The sequence below is a fragment of the Pseudomonas sp. R1-6 genome (assembly GCF_051132115.1).
Lineage (GTDB): Bacteria > Pseudomonadota > Gammaproteobacteria > Pseudomonadales > Pseudomonadaceae > Aquipseudomonas.
Genome location: NZ_CP071662.1, coordinates 5,538,431 through 5,554,265 on the forward strand (window position 1 = coordinate 5,538,431; position 15,835 = coordinate 5,554,265).

Here is a 15,835-nt window from a genome sequence, read left to right on the forward strand (position 1 = left end):
AGGAAACGCTGGTTGGAAATTGACCTAGAGGCTTGCTTTCTCTAGAATCCCCGGTCTCTTAAAACGGGGGCCATTCCGGCCCGTTGTGGACGAACCAGGTAACACGACATGAAACGTACTTTCCAACCAAGCACTATCAAACGCGCTCGTACCCACGGTTTCCGTGCTCGCATGGCTACCAAGAATGGTCGTGCCGTCCTGTCGCGTCGTCGCGCCAAAGGTCGTGCGCGTCTGGCAGTTTGATAATCCGGCACTGGAGGTGAGTCAGGACTTCAGTCGGGAAAAGCGTCTGCTTACCCCCCGGCATTTCAAGGCAGTCTTTGACTCCCCTACCGGCAAGGTTCCGGGGAAAAATCTCCTGCTCCTTGCGCGCAGTAACGATCTCGATCACCCCCGACTTGGGCTGGTTATCGGGAAAAAGAGCGTTAAGCTCTCCGTTCAGCGCAATCGCCTCAAGCGTTTGATGCGCGAATCGTTTCGCCTGAATCAGGATTCACTGGTGGGGTGGGACATTGTGATCGTTGCGCGCAAAGGTTTGGGTGACGTAGAAAACCCCGAATTGATTCAGCATTTCGGCAAGCTCTGGAAACGTCTGGCCCGTAACAAGCCAGCACCAGCAGCCAACACCGAAACTGTAGGGGTAGACAGTACCGATGCGTAAGCTGGCACTCGTTCCGATCCAGTTTTATCGCTACGCCATTAGTCCCCTGATGGCCAGCCACTGTCGTTTCTACCCCAGTTGTTCTTGCTACGCGTATGAAGCCATAGAAAATCATGGCCTTCTGCGCGGTGGCTGGCTGACCTTTCGTCGTTTAGGTCGCTGTCATCCGTGGAATCCCGGCGGTTATGACCCGGTTCCGCCTATCCCTACCTCCCGTTCTTCTTCGATGGCCGAGTAATCATGGATATCAAACGCACGATCCTGATCGTCGCCCTGGCAATCGTGTCCTACGTCATGGTCCTTAAATGGAACCAGGACTATGGCCAGGCTGCCCTGCCGACTCAGAATGTTGCAGCCAGCAATACCGCACCGAGCCTGCCGGATGCTCCAGTTGGCAACAACGCTGCCAACAATGACGACATCCCACGCGCGGCAAGCGATACCAGCGCTCCTGCCGAAGCCCCAGTGGCTGTAAGCAAAGATCTCATCCAGATCAAGACGGACGTGCTCGAGCTGGCAATCGACCCACAAGGTGGTGACGTCGCGCAGCTGAAGCTGCCGCTGTACCCACGTCGTCAGGATCATCCGGAAATTCCGTTCCAGTTGTTCGACAACGGTAACGAGCGCACCTATCTGGCCCAAAGTGGCCTGATCGGTACCAACGGTCCGGATTCGAACCCGGCCGGTCGCCCGATCTACTCTGCCGAGAAGAAGACTTATCAACTGGCTGACGGTCAGGACCAACTGGTCGTGGACCTGAAGTTCAGCAAGGACGGCGTCAACTACATCAAGCGTTTCACTGTGAAACGTGGCATGTACGACGTAACCGTCTCTTATCTGATCGACAACCAGAGCGCCCAGCCTTGGTCCGGTGCGATGTTCGCGCAACTCAAGCGTGATGCCAGCGACGATCCATCCTCCAGCACCGCCACCGGCACCGCGACTTACCTGGGCGCTGCCCTGTGGACAAGTTCGGAACCGTACAAGAAAGTGTCCATGAAGGACATGGACAAGGCTCAGCTCAAGGAAACCGTCCAAGGTGGCTGGGTTGCCTGGCTGCAGCACTATTTTGTAACTGCGTGGATCCCGCAAAAAGGCGACAGTAACGTCGTCCAGACGCGTAAAGACAGCAAAGGCAACTTCATCATCGGTTATACCGGCCCGACATTGACTGCCGCGCCCGGTGCAAAAGTCGAAACGAGCGCCGTTCTGTATGCCGGTCCAAAAAGCCAGGCCGTGCTGAAAGAGTTGTCCCCAGGTCTGGAATTGACTGTTGACTATGGCTTCCTTTGGTTCATTGCCCAGCCAATCTTCTGGCTGCTGCAACATATCCACAGCATCGTCGGCAACTGGGGTTGGTCGATCATCTTCCTGACCATGCTGATCAAGGGGATCTTCTTCCCGCTGTCGGCTGCCAGCTACAAATCGATGGCACGGATGCGTGCAGTGGCGCCGAAACTGGCCGCCCTGAAAGAACAACATGGCGATGACCGGCAGAAAATGTCTCAGGCCATGATGGAGTTGTACAAGAAGGAGAAGATCAACCCGCTGGGTGGTTGCTTGCCGATTCTTGTACAAATGCCTGTGTTCCTCGCGCTTTACTGGGTCTTGCTGGAAAGCGTGGAGATGCGCCAGGCTCCGTTCATGCTGTGGATTACGGACCTGTCGATCAAGGATCCGTTCTTCATCCTGCCGATCATCATGGGCGCCACCATGTTCATCCAGCAGCAGCTGAACCCGACACCTCCGGACCCGATGCAGGCGAAGGTCATGAAAATGATGCCAATCATCTTCACCTTCTTCTTCCTGTGGTTCCCGGCGGGTCTTGTGCTGTACTGGGTTGTGAACAACGTGCTGTCGATCACCCAGCAGTGGTACATCACGCGTAAGATCGAAGCGGCTACGAAAAAAGCCGAGGCGTAACTTGCTCTGTGGATAACCACACAAAACGCCCCCTAGTGGGGCGTTTTGCTATCTGCCATTTTTGTCTGGATACCGGTTTATGAGCGCACCGCGTGAAACCATCGCCGCCGTTGCCACCGCTCAAGGTCGCGGCGGTGTCGGCATCGTCCGTATTTCGGGGCCGTTGGCCAGTGTCGCGGCCAACGCGATCAGCGGTCGTGAACTCAGGCCGAGGTTTGCCCATTACGGCCCGTTCTTCGATTCGCAGCGGCAAGTGCTCGATGAAGGGCTGGCCTTGTATTTCCCGGGGCCTAACTCATTCACCGGTGAAGATGTGTTGGAGCTGCAGGGCCACGGCGGCCCGGTTGTCCTGGACATGTTGCTCCAGCGTTGCCTCGAGCTGGGCTGTCGCCTGGCGCGGCCGGGGGAATTCAGCGAACGAGCATTCCTCAACGACAAACTCGACCTGGCCCAGGCCGAGGCCATTGCCGATCTCATCGAAGCGAGCTCCGCGCAAGCGGCACGTAATGCGTTGCGCTCGTTGCAAGGGGCATTTTCACAGCGTGTGCATAACCTCACCGAGCAACTGATCGGCCTACGCATCTACGTCGAGGCCGCAATCGATTTCCCCGAAGAGGAAATCGACTTTCTCGCCGATGGCCACGTGCTGAGCATGCTCGATAAGGTCCGCGATGAATTATCCACAGTCCTGCGTGAAGCTGGGCAGGGTGCCTTGCTCCGTGACGGGATGACAGTGGTGATTGCCGGTCGGCCGAACGCCGGCAAATCCAGTCTGCTTAACGCCTTAGCCGGTCGCGAAGCAGCGATCGTCACCGAGATTGCCGGCACCACCCGAGACATCCTGCGCGAACATATCCACATCGATGGAATGCCCCTGCACGTGGTGGACACCGCTGGTTTGCGCGACACCGATGACCAGGTCGAAAAAATTGGTGTTGAACGTGCCCTGAAGGCCATCAGTGAAGCCGACCGTGTATTGCTGGTGGTGGACGCGACTGCGCCGGAAGCGGACGATCCCTTTGCCTTGTGGCCTGAGTTCCTCCATGTTCGCCCGGATCCAGCGAAAGTCACGCTGATTCGTAACAAGGCTGACCTGACCGGGGAGGCGATTGCCCTCGAAGTCAGCGACGACGGCCACGTGACCATCAGCCTAAGCGCGAAATCAGCGGGCGAGGGGCTGGAATTGCTGCGCGACCATCTCAAGGCTTGCATGGGTTATGAACAGACCTCGGAGAGCAGCTTCAGCGCCAGGCGCAGACACCTCGAAGCACTGCGCCACGCCAGCGCGGCCTTGGAGCACGGCCGCGCACAATTGACCTTGGCGGGGGCAGGAGAACTGCTGGCAGAAGATCTTCGCCAGGCTCAACAGTTCCTCGGGGAAATTACCGGCGCCTTCAGCTCTGATGATCTGTTGGGGCGGATCTTTTCCAGCTTCTGCATCGGTAAATAACCCCGCTGGGGCTGTCGACAAACCCGTGGCGAGGGAGCTTGCTCCCGTTCGGCTGCGACGTAGTCGTAAACCGGCGGGTGCGGTGTGTCAGGTACTCCGCGTTCGGCAGGTTTTGGGGCGCCGCTTCGCTACCCAGCGGGAGCAAGCTCCCTCGCCACAGGCCTATCGTTCCTCGGCAACCACATCACGTCTTTGCAGCCGGGTTTGTCCTCGAAAGCCTATCGAGCGCAACACAAACCCGCTACCTCCTCTTTTTTTTGAACTGATTGCCCTTAATGGCGGCTTGCCTGTGGACGCTTCGGCGACCCTTGTCGGCTGTTTTCTGTGGATTAAGCCCTGTGAATAACTGCGACTGAGGTCGGTTGATAAGGCTCCTTCAAAACTGGATATAACCGCGCCTGTGGATAACGACCATATTAATCCACAGGCTTACACCGGTTATCCAAGGCGCTCCGGGGCACATGGCCACAGGGTTTTGAAACTCTGTACATGCTGTAAAACAAGGGATGCAGAACGTTATCCACAGATAGGCCGGTCACTAAGAATAAACATAAAAACAAAGGTTTTATAAATTTCTTTCTTTTTTATTTTTTTAACCCCGAGTTCTCCACAGCTGGTTAAATTTTGTGCAGAGGGTTCTTTAGGAAGAGGGAAGTCCCTATACTTGCCGACCCTGGTTCGAAAACGCCCAGGAACCAAGCCAGAATCTATTTCCGAATTACCTGAATAAAGCAGGCACGAGGTGCGTGGTGGATTTCCCTTCCCGTTTTGAAGTGATCGTCATCGGCGGCGGTCATGCCGGTACCGAGGCAGCACTTGCATCAGCACGCATGGGCGCTAAAACCCTGCTGCTGACGCATAACGTGGAAACCCTCGGTGCCATGAGCTGCAACCCCGCCATTGGTGGCATCGGCAAGAGCCACCTGGTCAAGGAAATCGACGCCCTTGGCGGTGCGATGGCCATGGCCACGGATAAAGGGGGCATTCAGTTTCGCGTGTTGAACAGCCGCAAGGGCCCAGCCGTGCGCGCCACCCGCGCCCAGGCCGATCGAGTCCTGTACAAGGCCGCTGTCCGTGAAATCCTGGAAAACCAGCCGAACCTGTGGATATTTCAACAAGCAGCCGATGACCTGATCGTCGAGCAGGACCAAGTACGCGGTGTCGTCACGCAAATGGGTCTGCGTTTCTTCGCCGATTCCGTGGTGTTGACCACCGGGACCTTCCTCGGCGGACTTATCCACATCGGTTTGCAGAATTTTTCCGGCGGTCGCGCTGGGGATCCTCCATCGATCGCCCTGGCCCAGCGCCTGCGTGAACTGCCGCTGCGTGTTGGTCGGTTGAAAACCGGTACACCACCGCGTATCGACGGCAAGTCGGTGGATTTCTCGGTGATGACCGAGCAACCTGGCGATACGCCGATCCCGGTGATGTCGTTCAAGGGCAACAAAGAACAGCATCCACGGCAAGTCAGTTGCTGGATCACCCATACCAACGCTCGCACCCACGAAATCATCGCGGCGAACCTCGATCGTTCGCCGATGTATTCCGCTGCTGGTGAAATCGAAGGTGTCGGCCCCCGCTATTGCCCGTCGATCGAAGACAAGATCCATCGTTTTGCCGACAAGGAAAGCCATCAGGTGTTCATCGAACCGGAAGGTTTGACCACCCATGAGCTGTATCCGAACGGGATATCCACAAGTCTGCCGTTCGACGTGCAATTGCAGATCGTGCAATCGATCCGTGGCATGGAGAACGCGCACATCGTGCGTCCGGGTTATGCGATCGAGTACGACTACTTCGATCCGCGCGATCTGAAGTACAGCCTGGAAACCAAAGTTATCGGCGGTCTGTTCTTCGCTGGACAGATCAACGGCACCACCGGTTACGAAGAAGCGGGTGCCCAGGGTTTGCTCGCCGGAGCCAACGCCGCACTGCTCGCCAAGGGTAAGGAAGCCTGGTGCCCGCGCCGTGATGAGGCGTACATCGGTGTTCTGGTGGACGACCTGATTACCCTGGGTACTCAGGAACCGTATCGGATGTTCACCTCCCGCGCCGAATATCGCCTGATCCTGCGTGAAGACAACGCCGATCTGCGTCTGACCGAAAAAGGGCGTGAACTGGGCTTGGTGGATGACGTGCGTTGGGCCGCGTTCTGCAAGAAGCGCGAAAGTATCGAGCTGGAAGAGCAGCGCCTGAAAAGTACCTGGGTTCGCCCGGGCACCGAACAGGGCGATGCGATTGCAGCTCGGTTCGGTACCCCGTTGACCCACGAATACAACCTGCTCAACTTGTTGAGCCGTCCGGAAATCGATTACGCCGGGCTGGTGGAAGTGACCGGTCAAGGTGCGGAGGATCCGCAAGTCGCCGAACAGGTCGAAATCAAGACCAAATACGCCGGTTACATCGACCGCCAGCAGGATGAAATCGCTCGCTTGCGCGCCAGCGAAGACACCAAATTGCCTGTGGATATCGATTACACCGGCATCTCCGGATTGTCGAAAGAGATCCAGAGCAAACTCGGTGCGACGCGGCCAGAAACCCTGGGCCAGGCCTCGCGCATTCCCGGCGTCACGCCGGCGGCCATTTCACTGTTGATGATTCATTTGAAAAAACGCGGCGCGGGCCGCCAGTTGGAGCAGAGCGCTTGAGTTCGATGGTCACCTCGCAACACGCTGAAGAGTTATCCACAGGTGCCCGCCAGCTCGGCGTGAGCCTGAGCGAAGCCCAGCATGCGCAACTGCTGGGCTATCTGGCGCTGTTGATCAAGTGGAACAAGGCCTACAACCTGACTGCGGTACGCGATCCCGACGAGATGGTTTCGCGGCATCTGCTCGACAGTCTGAGTGTGATGTCCTTCGTCGAGAACGGTCGGTGGCTGGACGTTGGCAGTGGCGGTGGCATGCCGGGCATCCCGCTGGCGATCCTGTTTCCGGATTCTCAAGTGACCTGCCTGGACAGCAACGGCAAGAAAACCCGCTTCCTGACCCAGGTCAAACTCGAACTCAAACTGGATAACCTCCAGGTTATCCACAGCCGCGTCGAAGCTTTCCAGCCTGAAAAGCCTTTCAACGGAATCATCTCAAGGGCTTTCAGCAGCATGGAGAACTTCAGCAACTGGACGCGCCACCTTGGCGACGCCAATACGCGCTGGCTGGCAATGAAGGGCGTTCATCCGGCCGATGAGCTGGTAGCATTGCCGGCAGACTTCCACCTCGATAGCGAACACGCCTTGGCCGTACCCGGTTGCCAAGGCCAACGCCATCTGCTGATACTGCGCCGCACGGCATGATTGGGAACACACGCAAGAATGGCTAAGGTATTCGCAATAGCGAACCAGAAAGGTGGTGTGGGCAAGACCACCACCTGCATCAACCTCGCAGCATCCCTGGTCGCCACCAAGCGCCGGGTGCTGTTGATCGACCTCGATCCACAGGGCAACGCCACCATGGGTAGCGGTGTGGATAAACATGGCTTGGAAAACTCCATCTACGACGTCCTGATCGGCGAATGCGATCTGGGCCAGGCCATGCACTTCTCCGAACATGGCGGTTATCAACTGCTGCCGGCCAACCGCGACCTGACGGCGGCCGAAGTGGTGCTGTTGGAAATGCAGATGAAGGAAAGCCGCCTGCGCAGCGCGCTGGCGCCGGTCCGCGAGAATTACGACTACATCCTGATCGACTGCCCACCGTCGCTGTCGATGTTGACCCTCAACGCCTTGGTGGCCGCCGATGGGGTGATTATCCCCATGCAGTGCGAGTACTTCGCCCTTGAAGGGTTGAGCGACCTTGTGGATAACATCAAGCGTATCGCTGAATTGCTAAACCCGGACCTAAAGGTCGAGGGACTGTTGCGGACCATGTACGACCCGCGCCTGAGCCTGATGAACGATGTTTCTGCCCAGCTCAAGGAGCATTTCGGCGAGCAGCTCTACGATACGGTCATCCCGCGCAACATCCGTCTGGCCGAAGCGCCGAGCTACGGCATGCCGGCCCTGGCGTACGATAAACAATCGCGCGGCGCGCTGGCTTACCTGGCGCTGGCAGGCGAGATGGTTCGCCGCCAACGTCGTCAACCACGCATCGCTGCAGCCCAGCCAACTTAAGGAAGCCCCATGGCCGTCAAGAAACGAGGTCTCGGACGTGGACTGGATGCGCTGCTCAGCGGTCCGACTGTCAGTTCGCTGGAAGAGCAGGCCGTGCAGGCCGATCACCGTGAATTGCAGCATTTGCCCCTGGACCTGATCCAGCGTGGCAAATACCAGCCGCGCCGGGACATGGATCCGCAGGCGCTGGAGGAACTGGCCCAGTCGATCAAGACGCAGGGGGTGATGCAACCGATCGTGGTGCGGCCGATTGCCGATGGGCGTTTCGAGATCATCGCTGGCGAACGCCGCTGGCGCGCCAGCCAGCAGGCCGGACAGGAAACCATTCCGGCGATGGTCCGCGATGTGCCGGACGAGACTGCAATCGCCATGGCGCTGATCGAGAACATCCAGCGCGAAGACCTCAACCCTATCGAAGAAGCCGTGGCCCTGCAGCGCTTGCAGCAGGAATTCCAGCTGACCCAGCAACAAGTCGCCGAAGCGGTGGGCAAGTCTCGCGTGACAGTGGCGAACCTGCTGCGGTTGATCGCGTTGCCAGAGGTCATCAAGACCATGTTGTCCCACGGCGACCTGGAAATGGGACATGCCCGGGCATTGCTCGGTTTGCCGGAGAATCAACAGGTTGAAGGGGCGCGACATGTTGTCGCACGCGGCCTGACCGTGCGCCAAACCGAGGCACTGGTTCGTCAATGGCTGAGCGGTAAACCTGCGCCTGTCGAAGCACCAAAACCCGATCCGGATATCGCTCGTCTTGAGCAGCGCCTGGCCGAGCGCCTGGGCTCTGCCGTGCAGATTCGCCATGGAAAGAAGGGCAAGGGTCAGCTGGTGATCGGTTATAACTCCCTCGATGAGCTGCAAGGTGTTCTTGCGCACATTCGCTGAAACAATTGCCCTTGTAGCGCGCAGTCGGAAATCACTACCTGAAGGTTGAATAGGGGCAGAACCGCCCCTATACTCTGCGCGCATTTTGTCGGCACAAATTATGCCAAGTTGTTGAATTCAGGCAGCCGACCATTGGAGAGCAAAAGCGATGGAAACACGCACGCCAAACCGCTTGCCGTTCCATCGTCTGGCAGTTTTCCCGGTGTTGATGGCCCAGTTCGTCGTTGTATTGATCGCCGCGTTGGCGCTTTGGCAATGGAAGGGAGTCGTCGCCGGATACTCGGGTCTTTGCGGAGGCCTGATAGCCTTGCTTCCCAATATTTACTTCGCTCACAGGGCATTTCGGTTTTCCGGCGCCCGAGCAGCCCAGGCTATCGTCCGGTCTTTTTATGCCGGCGAGGCGGGGAAACTGATTTTGACGGCAGTGCTGTTTGCGCTGACGTTCGCAGGTGTGAAGCCACTGGCGCCGCTGGCTGTATTCGGCGTGTTCCTGCTGACCCAGATGGTCAGTTGGTTCGCTCCCCTGCTAATGAGAACAAGACTTTCGAGACCTTAGGGCGTTTGAGGCAACCATGGCAGAAACAACCGCTTCGGGCTATATCCAGCACCACTTGCAGAACCTGACCTTCGGGCAGCTACCTAACGGCAGCTGGGGCTTTGCTCACACCGCAGCAGAAGCCAAGGAAATGGGCTTCTGGGCTTTCCACGTCGATACCCTCGGCTGGTCGGTCGCGTTGGGTCTGATCTTCGTTTTCCTTTTCCGCATGGCGGCGAAAAAAGCGACTTCCGGTCAGCCAGGTGCACTGCAGAACTTCGTTGAAGTATTGGTCGAATTCGTCGATGGCAGCGTGAAAGACAGCTTCCATGGCCGTAGCCCGGTGATCGCACCGCTGGCACTGACCATCTTCGTCTGGGTGTTCCTGATGAACGCCATCGACCTGGTACCGGTCGACTGGATTCCTCAGCTGGCCATCCTGATCTCCGGCGATGCCCATATCCCGTTCCGCGCCGTGTCGACCACCGACCCGAACGCGACCCTGGGCATGGCGTTCTCGGTTTTCGCACTGATCATTTTCTACAGCATCAAGGTCAAGGGCATCGGCGGCTTCATCGGCGAACTGACCCTGCACCCGTTCGGCAGCAAGAACATCCTTGTTCAGGCCCTGCTGATTCCGGTGAACTTCCTCCTGGAATTCGTGACCCTGATCGCCAAGCCAATCTCTCTGGCCCTGCGTCTGTTCGGCAACATGTATGCCGGCGAGCTGGTGTTCATCCTGATCGCTGTGATGTTCGGCAGCGGCCTGCTCTGGCTCAGCGGCCTGGGCGTGGTGCTGCAATGGGCGTGGGCTGTGTTCCACATCCTGATCATCACCTTGCAGGCGTTCATCTTCATGATGCTGACCATCGTCTACCTGTCGATGGCGCACGAAGAAAACCATTAAGGCCAGTCTCGACTAGTCTGATGTCCTTCCCGGTCAAAAGGGAAGGGGCCCGAACGGGCTCGATGAAACGATTTGTTTTACCGCTTTAATCTAAAAAACCTAAACCATACGACGTAAAAGTCGGGAGGAAAGATGGAAACTGTAGTTGGTCTAACCGCTATCGCTGTTGCACTGTTGATCGGCCTGGGCGCACTGGGTACCGCAATTGGTTTCGGCCTGTTGGGCGGCAAGTTCCTGGAAGGCGCTGCGCGTCAGCCAGAAATGGTTCCAATGCTGCAAGTCAAAATGTTCATCGTTGCCGGTCTGCTCGACGCCGTAACCATGATCGGTGTTGGTATCGCGCTGTTCTTCACCTTTGCGAACCCGTTCGTTGGTCAGATCGCTGGCTGATTACTCGGATTTTCCGGGTAATTTGGTGTGATGGACAACGTAACTGCGAGGTGTTGGCGTGAACATTAATGCGACCCTGATTGGCCAGTCCGTTGCGTTCCTGATTTTTGTACTGTTCTGCATGAAGTTCGTATGGCCTCCGGTCATTGCGGCATTGCACGAACGTCAAAAGAAGATCGCTGATGGTCTGGACGCTGCCAGCCGAGCAGCTCGCGACCTGGAGTTGGCCCATGAGAAAGTGGGTCAGCAACTGCGCGAAGCGAAAGCTCAGGCAGCTGAAATCATCGAGCAAGCCAAGAAGCGCGGTACGCAGATTGTCGACGAAGCCCGTGAACAGGCTCGCGTCGAAGCTGACCGTGTGAAGGCTCAGGCTCAAGCCGAGATCGAACAGGAACTCAACAGTGTCAAAGACGCGCTGCGCGCCCAAGTGGGTAGCCTGGCCGTTGGCGGTGCTTCGAAGATCCTGGGTGCCACAATCGATCAAAACGCGCACGCAGAGCTGGTAAACCAACTGGCTGCTGAAATCTAAGCGAGGGCGATCATGGCAGAACTGACCACGTTGGCCCGACCTTACGCTAAGGCGGCCTTCGAGCACGCTCAGGCCCACCAGCAACTGGCCAATTGGTCAGCCATGCTCGGCCTGGCAGCAGCGGTGTCGCAAGACGACACCATGCAGCGCGTGCTCAAGGCCCCGCGACTGACGAGCGCAGAAAAGGCCGCCACGTTCATTGACGTGTGCGGCGACAAGTTCGATGCCAAGGCACAGAATTTCATCCACGTCGTTGCCGAAAACGACCGTCTCCCGCTTCTGCCGGAGATCGCCGCACTGTTCGACCTGTACAAGGCCGAGCAGGAGAAGTCGGTAGACGTGGAAGTGACCAGTGCTTTTGCATTGAACCAAGAACAGCAAGACAAACTCGCCAAGGTTCTCAGTGCACGACTCAACCGGGAAGTGCGCCTGCAAGTCGAGGAAGACAAGTCCCTGATAGGGGGCGTTGTAATCCGCGCCGGCGACCTGGTTATCGATGGCTCGATTCGCGGCAAAATCGCGAAACTTGCCGAAGCATTGAAATCTTGAGTTTGAAGGGGCAGCAGAGCAATGCAGCAACTCAATCCTTCCGAAATAAGTGAAATTATCAAGGGCCGCATCGAAAAGCTCGATGTGACCTCCCAAGCCCGTAACGAAGGCACTGTCGTCAGCGTATCTGACGGCATCGTGCGGATTCACGGTCTGGCCGACGTCATGTACGGCGAGATGATCGAGTTTCCGGGCGGCGTCTACGGTATGGCCCTCAACCTGGAGCAAGACTCTGTAGGTGCCGTGGTACTGGGCGCGTACACGACTCTGGCTGAAGGCATGAGCGCCAAGTGCACCGGCCGCATCCTCGAGGTTCCTGTCGGTAAGGAACTGCTGGGTCGCGTTGTCGACGCACTGGGTAACCCTGTCGACGGCAAAGGTCCGCTGAACAACACCGAGACCGACGCGGTCGAGAAAGTTGCTCCTGGCGTGATCTGGCGTAAGTCGGTAGACCAGCCTGTACAGACTGGCTACAAGGCTGTCGATGCCATGATCCCTGTCGGCCGTGGCCAGCGTGAGCTGATCATCGGTGACCGTCAGATCGGTAAGACCGCTCTGGCGATCGACGCGATCATCAACCAGAAAAACAGCGGCATCTTCTGCGTCTACGTAGCAATCGGTCAGAAGCAATCGACCATCGCCAACGTGGTTCGCAAACTGGAAGAAAACGGTGCACTGGCCAACACCATCATCGTTGCCGCCAGCGCCTCCGAATCGGCTGCCCTTCAGTTCCTGGCACCGTACTCCGGTTGCACCATGGGCGAATACTTCCGCGACCGCGGTGAAGACGCGCTGATCGTTTATGACGATCTGTCCAAGCAAGCAGTGGCCTACCGCCAGATTTCCCTGCTGCTGCGCCGTCCACCAGGCCGTGAAGCCTACCCAGGCGACGTGTTCTATCTCCACTCCCGTCTGCTGGAGCGCGCATCCCGCGTTTCGGAAGAGTACGTAGAGAAGTTCACCAACGGCGCAGTGACTGGCAAGACCGGTTCCCTGACCGCGCTGCCGATCATCGAAACCCAGGCTGGCGACGTTTCCGCGTTCGTTCCGACCAACGTGATTTCCATCACCGACGGTCAGATCTTCCTGGAATCGGCCATGTTCAACTCGGGCATCCGTCCTGCTGTGAACGCCGGTGTTTCGGTATCCCGTGTGGGTGGTGCCGCTCAGACCAAGATCATCAAGAAGCTGTCCGGTGGTATCCGTACCGCCCTGGCCCAGTACCGTGAACTGGCGGCATTCGCCCAGTTCGCTTCTGACCTGGACGAAGCGACCCGTAAGCAACTTGAGCATGGTCAGCGCGTTACCGAGCTGATGAAGCAGAAGCAATACGCACCGATGTCGATCGCTGACATGGCGCTGTCGCTGTATGCCGCTGAGCGTGGGTTCCTGACTGACATTGAAATCGCCAAGATCGGCAGCTTCGAACAAGCGCTGATTGCTTTCTTCAACCGCGATCACGCCGATTTGATGGCCAAGATCAACGTGAAGGGTGACTTCAATGACGAAATCGACGCTGGCCTCAAAGCCGGCATCGAGAAGTTCAAGGCCACCCAAACCTGGTAAGCCGCAGCGGGAGCCGCAAGGCTCCCGCTTGCTAACCTGATAGGTGTTACATGGCAGGCGCAAAAGAGATTCGCAGTAAGATTGCGAGCATCAAAAGCACGCAAAAGATTACCAGCGCCATGGAAAAAGTGGCGGTCAGCAAAATGCGCAAGGCACAAATGCGCATGGCTGCTAGCCGTCCTTATGCGGAGCGCATCCGCCAGGTGATTGGTCATCTGGCCAACGCCAACCCGGAATACCGTCACCCGTTCATGATCGAACGCGCCATCAAGCGCGTCGGTTACGTTGTGGTGAGCAGTGACCGTGGTCTGTGCGGTGGCTTGAACACCAACCTGTTCAAGGCCCTGGTCAAGGACATGGCGGTAAACCGCGAACAAGGCGTCGAGATCGATCTGTGCGTGGTCGGTAGCAAGGGTGCGGCTTTCTTCCGCAACTTCGGCGGTAACGTCGTCGCTGCTATCAGCCACCTGGGTGAAGAACCGTCGATCAATGATTTGATCGGCAGCGTCAAGGTGATGCTGGATGCTTACCTGGAAGGCCGGATCGACCGCCTGTCCGTGGTATCCAACAAGTTCATCAACACCATGACGCAACAGCCGACCGTGGAGCAGTTGATTCCACTGGTGGCGACCCCGGAACAGGAACTCAAGCACCACTGGGACTATCTCTACGAACCGGATGCCAAGGAGCTGCTCGACGGCTTGATGGTCCGCTACGTGGAGTCGCAGGTCTATCAGGCGGTGGTCGAGAACAACGCAGCTGAACAAGCGGCGCGGATGATCGCGATGAAGAACGCTACCGACAACGCCGGTGATTTGATCAGCGATTTGCAGCTGATCTACAACAAGGCGCGTCAGGCTGCGATCACCCAAGAGATCTCGGAAATCGTCGGCGGCGCTGCCGCGGTTTAACGGTTCAAATATTCAGAGGATCCAGCTATGAGTAGCGGACGTATCGTTCAAATCATCGGCGCCGTTATCGACGTGGAATTCCCACGCGACAGCGTACCGAGCATCTACGACGCCTTGAAGGTTCAAGGCGCCGAAACCACCCTGGAAGTTCAGCAGCAGCTGGGCGACGGCGTGGTTCGTACCATTGCGATGGGCTCCACCGAAGGCTTGAAGCGCGGTCTGGACGTCAACAACACTGGCGCAGCCATCTCCGTACCGGTCGGTAAAGCGACTCTGGGCCGGATCATGGACGTACTGGGTAACCCGATCGACGAAGCTGGCCCGATCGACACCGAAGAGCGTTGGGGCATTCACCGTCCTGCGCCATCCTTCGCTGAACAGGCCGGTGGCAACGAGCTGCTGGAAACAGGCATCAAGGTTATCGACCTGGTCTGCCCGTTCGCCAAGGGCGGTAAAGTCGGTCTGTTCGGTGGTGCCGGTGTGGGCAAGACCGTAAACATGATGGAACTGATCCGTAACATCGCCATCGAGCACAGCGGTTATTCCGTGTTCGCCGGTGTGGGTGAGCGTACTCGTGAGGGTAACGACTTCTACCACGAGATGAAGGATTCCAACGTTCTGGACAAGGTGGCGCTGGTCTACGGCCAGATGAACGAGCCGCCGGGAAACCGTCTGCGCGTAGCCCTGACCGGCCTGACCATGGCCGAGAAGTTCCGTGACGAAGGTAACGACGTTCTGCTGTTCGTCGACAACATCTACCGTTACACCCTGGCCGGTACCGAAGTATCCGCACTGCTGGGCCGTATGCCTTCGGCAGTAGGTTACCAGCCGACCCTGGCTGAAGAGATGGGCGTGCTGCAAGAGCGCATCACTTCGACCAAGCAAGGTTCGATCACCTCGATCCAAGCGGTATACGTACCAGCGGACGACTTGACCGACCCGTCGCCAGCGACCACCTTCGCCCACTTGGACGCCACCGTCGTTCTGTCCCGTGACATCGCTTCCCTGGGTATCTACCCAGCGGTAGACCCACTGGATTCGACTTCGCGCCAGCTGGACCCGAACGTGATCGGCCAGGAGCACTACGACACCGCTCGCGGCGTTCAGTACGTGCTGCAGCGTTACAAAGAGCTGAAGGACATCATCGCGATCCTGGGTATGGACGAACTGTCGGAAACCGACAAGCAGTTGGTATCCCGCGCTCGTAAGATCCAGCGCTTCTTGTCGCAACCGTTCTTCGTGGCTGAAGTCTTCACCGGTGCATCGGGTAAATACGTTTCCCTGAAAGACACCATTGCTGGCTTCAAAGGCATCCTCAACGGTGACTACGACCACCTGCCAGAACAAGCGTTCTACATGGTCGGCGGCATCGAAGAAGCGATCGAGAAAGCCAAGAAACTGTAATCCCGGCGCCCGGCAACGGGCGC

At 57.7% G+C, this 15,835-nt stretch carries 17 protein-coding genes; all 17 read left to right on the forward strand.

Annotated elements, in window-relative coordinates; genetic code table 11:
• The first annotated feature begins 108 nt into the window (after positions 1-108).
• The 17 genes from rpmH (at position 109) to atpD (ending at position 15,812) form a co-directional block, all read left to right on the forward strand.
• Positions 109-243, forward strand: a complete 135-nt coding sequence (gene rpmH / locus J3P81_RS24800) for a 50S ribosomal protein L34 (protein ID WP_003213577.1) — start codon at positions 109-111, stop codon at positions 241-243.
• Between the two features lie 16 nt (positions 244-259).
• Positions 260-661 (forward strand): ribonuclease P protein component, encoded by a 402-nt coding sequence (rnpA, locus tag J3P81_RS24805; RefSeq protein WP_420766123.1) that lies wholly within the window; start codon positions 260-262, stop codon positions 659-661.
• Positions 654-899, forward strand: coding sequence for a membrane protein insertion efficiency factor YidD (gene yidD, locus J3P81_RS24810; protein ID WP_010465488.1), 246 nt, complete (start codon positions 654-656; stop codon positions 897-899). The genes rnpA and yidD overlap by 8 nt, the downstream gene beginning before the upstream one ends.
• Before the next feature lie 2 nt (positions 900-901).
• The gene (gene yidC, locus J3P81_RS24815; protein ID WP_434561486.1) at positions 902-2,584 is read left to right on the forward strand and encodes a membrane protein insertase YidC; all 1,683 of its coding nucleotides are present in this window, start codon (positions 902-904) and stop codon (positions 2,582-2,584) included.
• Between the two features lie 79 nt (positions 2,585-2,663).
• Complete coding sequence (mnmE, locus tag J3P81_RS24820; RefSeq protein WP_434561488.1) at positions 2,664-4,034, forward strand: tRNA uridine-5-carboxymethylaminomethyl(34) synthesis GTPase MnmE; 1,371 nt, start codon at positions 2,664-2,666, stop codon at positions 4,032-4,034.
• Positions 4,035-4,783: 749 nt separating this feature from the next.
• The gene (mnmG, locus tag J3P81_RS24825; RefSeq protein ID WP_434561490.1) at positions 4,784-6,682 is read left to right on the forward strand and encodes a tRNA uridine-5-carboxymethylaminomethyl(34) synthesis enzyme MnmG; all 1,899 of its coding nucleotides are present in this window, start codon (positions 4,784-4,786) and stop codon (positions 6,680-6,682) included.
• 5 nt (positions 6,683-6,687) lie between these two features.
• Complete coding sequence (gene rsmG, locus J3P81_RS24830) at positions 6,688-7,323, forward strand: 16S rRNA (guanine(527)-N(7))-methyltransferase RsmG (RefSeq protein WP_434564169.1); 636 nt, start codon at positions 6,688-6,690, stop codon at positions 7,321-7,323.
• An 18-nt stretch (positions 7,324-7,341) separates the two neighbouring features.
• A complete protein-coding gene (locus J3P81_RS24835) occupies positions 7,342-8,139 on the forward strand; it encodes a ParA family protein (RefSeq protein ID WP_186633322.1) in 798 nt (265 codons plus the stop codon).
• A gap of 9 nt (positions 8,140-8,148) precedes the next feature.
• Positions 8,149-9,021: a ParB/RepB/Spo0J family partition protein gene (locus J3P81_RS24840; RefSeq protein WP_420766052.1), complete on the forward strand. Its 873-nt coding sequence runs from the start codon at positions 8,149-8,151 to the stop codon at positions 9,019-9,021.
• 148 nt (positions 9,022-9,169) lie between these two features.
• Positions 9,170-9,577, forward strand: coding sequence for a F0F1 ATP synthase subunit I (locus J3P81_RS24845; RefSeq protein WP_039593179.1), 408 nt, complete (start codon positions 9,170-9,172; stop codon positions 9,575-9,577).
• Between the two features lie 16 nt (positions 9,578-9,593).
• On the forward strand, positions 9,594-10,463 hold the full coding sequence (gene atpB / locus J3P81_RS24850; RefSeq protein WP_305497744.1) for a F0F1 ATP synthase subunit A: 870 nt from the start codon (positions 9,594-9,596) through the stop codon (positions 10,461-10,463).
• 132 nt (positions 10,464-10,595) lie between these two features.
• Positions 10,596-10,853: a F0F1 ATP synthase subunit C gene (gene atpE / locus J3P81_RS24855; RefSeq protein WP_003097235.1), complete on the forward strand. Its 258-nt coding sequence runs from the start codon at positions 10,596-10,598 to the stop codon at positions 10,851-10,853.
• A gap of 58 nt (positions 10,854-10,911) precedes the next feature.
• Positions 10,912-11,382: a F0F1 ATP synthase subunit B gene (locus tag J3P81_RS24860; RefSeq protein ID WP_030139033.1), complete on the forward strand. Its 471-nt coding sequence runs from the start codon at positions 10,912-10,914 to the stop codon at positions 11,380-11,382.
• Positions 11,383-11,394: 12 nt separating this feature from the next.
• Entirely contained in the window at positions 11,395-11,931 is a 537-nt protein-coding gene (locus J3P81_RS24865; protein WP_003187192.1) for a F0F1 ATP synthase subunit delta, read from the forward strand.
• Between the two features lie 21 nt (positions 11,932-11,952).
• Positions 11,953-13,497: a F0F1 ATP synthase subunit alpha gene (atpA, locus tag J3P81_RS24870; RefSeq protein ID WP_024777788.1), complete on the forward strand. Its 1,545-nt coding sequence runs from the start codon at positions 11,953-11,955 to the stop codon at positions 13,495-13,497.
• 50 nt (positions 13,498-13,547) lie between these two features.
• Positions 13,548-14,408 (forward strand): F0F1 ATP synthase subunit gamma, encoded by an 861-nt coding sequence (gene atpG / locus J3P81_RS24875; protein WP_072397487.1) that lies wholly within the window; start codon positions 13,548-13,550, stop codon positions 14,406-14,408.
• 27 nt (positions 14,409-14,435) lie between these two features.
• Positions 14,436-15,812, forward strand: coding sequence for a F0F1 ATP synthase subunit beta (atpD, locus tag J3P81_RS24880; protein ID WP_039593181.1), 1,377 nt, complete (start codon positions 14,436-14,438; stop codon positions 15,810-15,812).
• The last annotated feature ends 23 nt before the right edge of the window (positions 15,813-15,835 follow it).

Excerpts from the sequence above, each read along its gene's own strand:
- atpA (WP_024777788.1), top strand. The coding sequence starts at position 11,953 with ATGCAGCAACTCAATCCTTCCGAAATAAGTGAAATTATCAAGGGCCGC.
- atpB (WP_305497744.1), top strand. The coding sequence starts at position 9,594 with ATGGCAGAAACAACCGCTTCGGGCTATATCCAGCACCACTTGCAGAAC.
- J3P81_RS24840 (WP_420766052.1), top strand. The coding sequence starts at position 8,149 with ATGGCCGTCAAGAAACGAGGTCTCGGACGTGGACTGGATGCGCTGCTC.
- atpE (WP_003097235.1), top strand. The coding sequence starts at position 10,596 with ATGGAAACTGTAGTTGGTCTAACCGCTATCGCTGTTGCACTGTTGATC.
- yidC (WP_434561486.1), top strand. The coding sequence starts at position 902 with ATGGATATCAAACGCACGATCCTGATCGTCGCCCTGGCAATCGTGTCC.
- mnmE (WP_434561488.1), top strand. The coding sequence starts at position 2,664 with ATGAGCGCACCGCGTGAAACCATCGCCGCCGTTGCCACCGCTCAAGGT.
- yidD (WP_010465488.1), top strand. The coding sequence starts at position 654 with ATGCGTAAGCTGGCACTCGTTCCGATCCAGTTTTATCGCTACGCCATT.
- J3P81_RS24865 (WP_003187192.1), top strand. The coding sequence starts at position 11,395 with ATGGCAGAACTGACCACGTTGGCCCGACCTTACGCTAAGGCGGCCTTC.
- atpD (WP_039593181.1), top strand. The coding sequence starts at position 14,436 with ATGAGTAGCGGACGTATCGTTCAAATCATCGGCGCCGTTATCGACGTG.
- atpG (WP_072397487.1), top strand. The coding sequence starts at position 13,548 with ATGGCAGGCGCAAAAGAGATTCGCAGTAAGATTGCGAGCATCAAAAGC.
- J3P81_RS24845 (WP_039593179.1), top strand. The coding sequence starts at position 9,170 with ATGGAAACACGCACGCCAAACCGCTTGCCGTTCCATCGTCTGGCAGTT.
- J3P81_RS24835 (WP_186633322.1), top strand. The coding sequence starts at position 7,342 with ATGGCTAAGGTATTCGCAATAGCGAACCAGAAAGGTGGTGTGGGCAAG.
- rpmH (WP_003213577.1), top strand. The coding sequence starts at position 109 with ATGAAACGTACTTTCCAACCAAGCACTATCAAACGCGCTCGTACCCAC.
- rsmG (WP_434564169.1), top strand. The coding sequence starts at position 6,688 with ATGGTCACCTCGCAACACGCTGAAGAGTTATCCACAGGTGCCCGCCAG.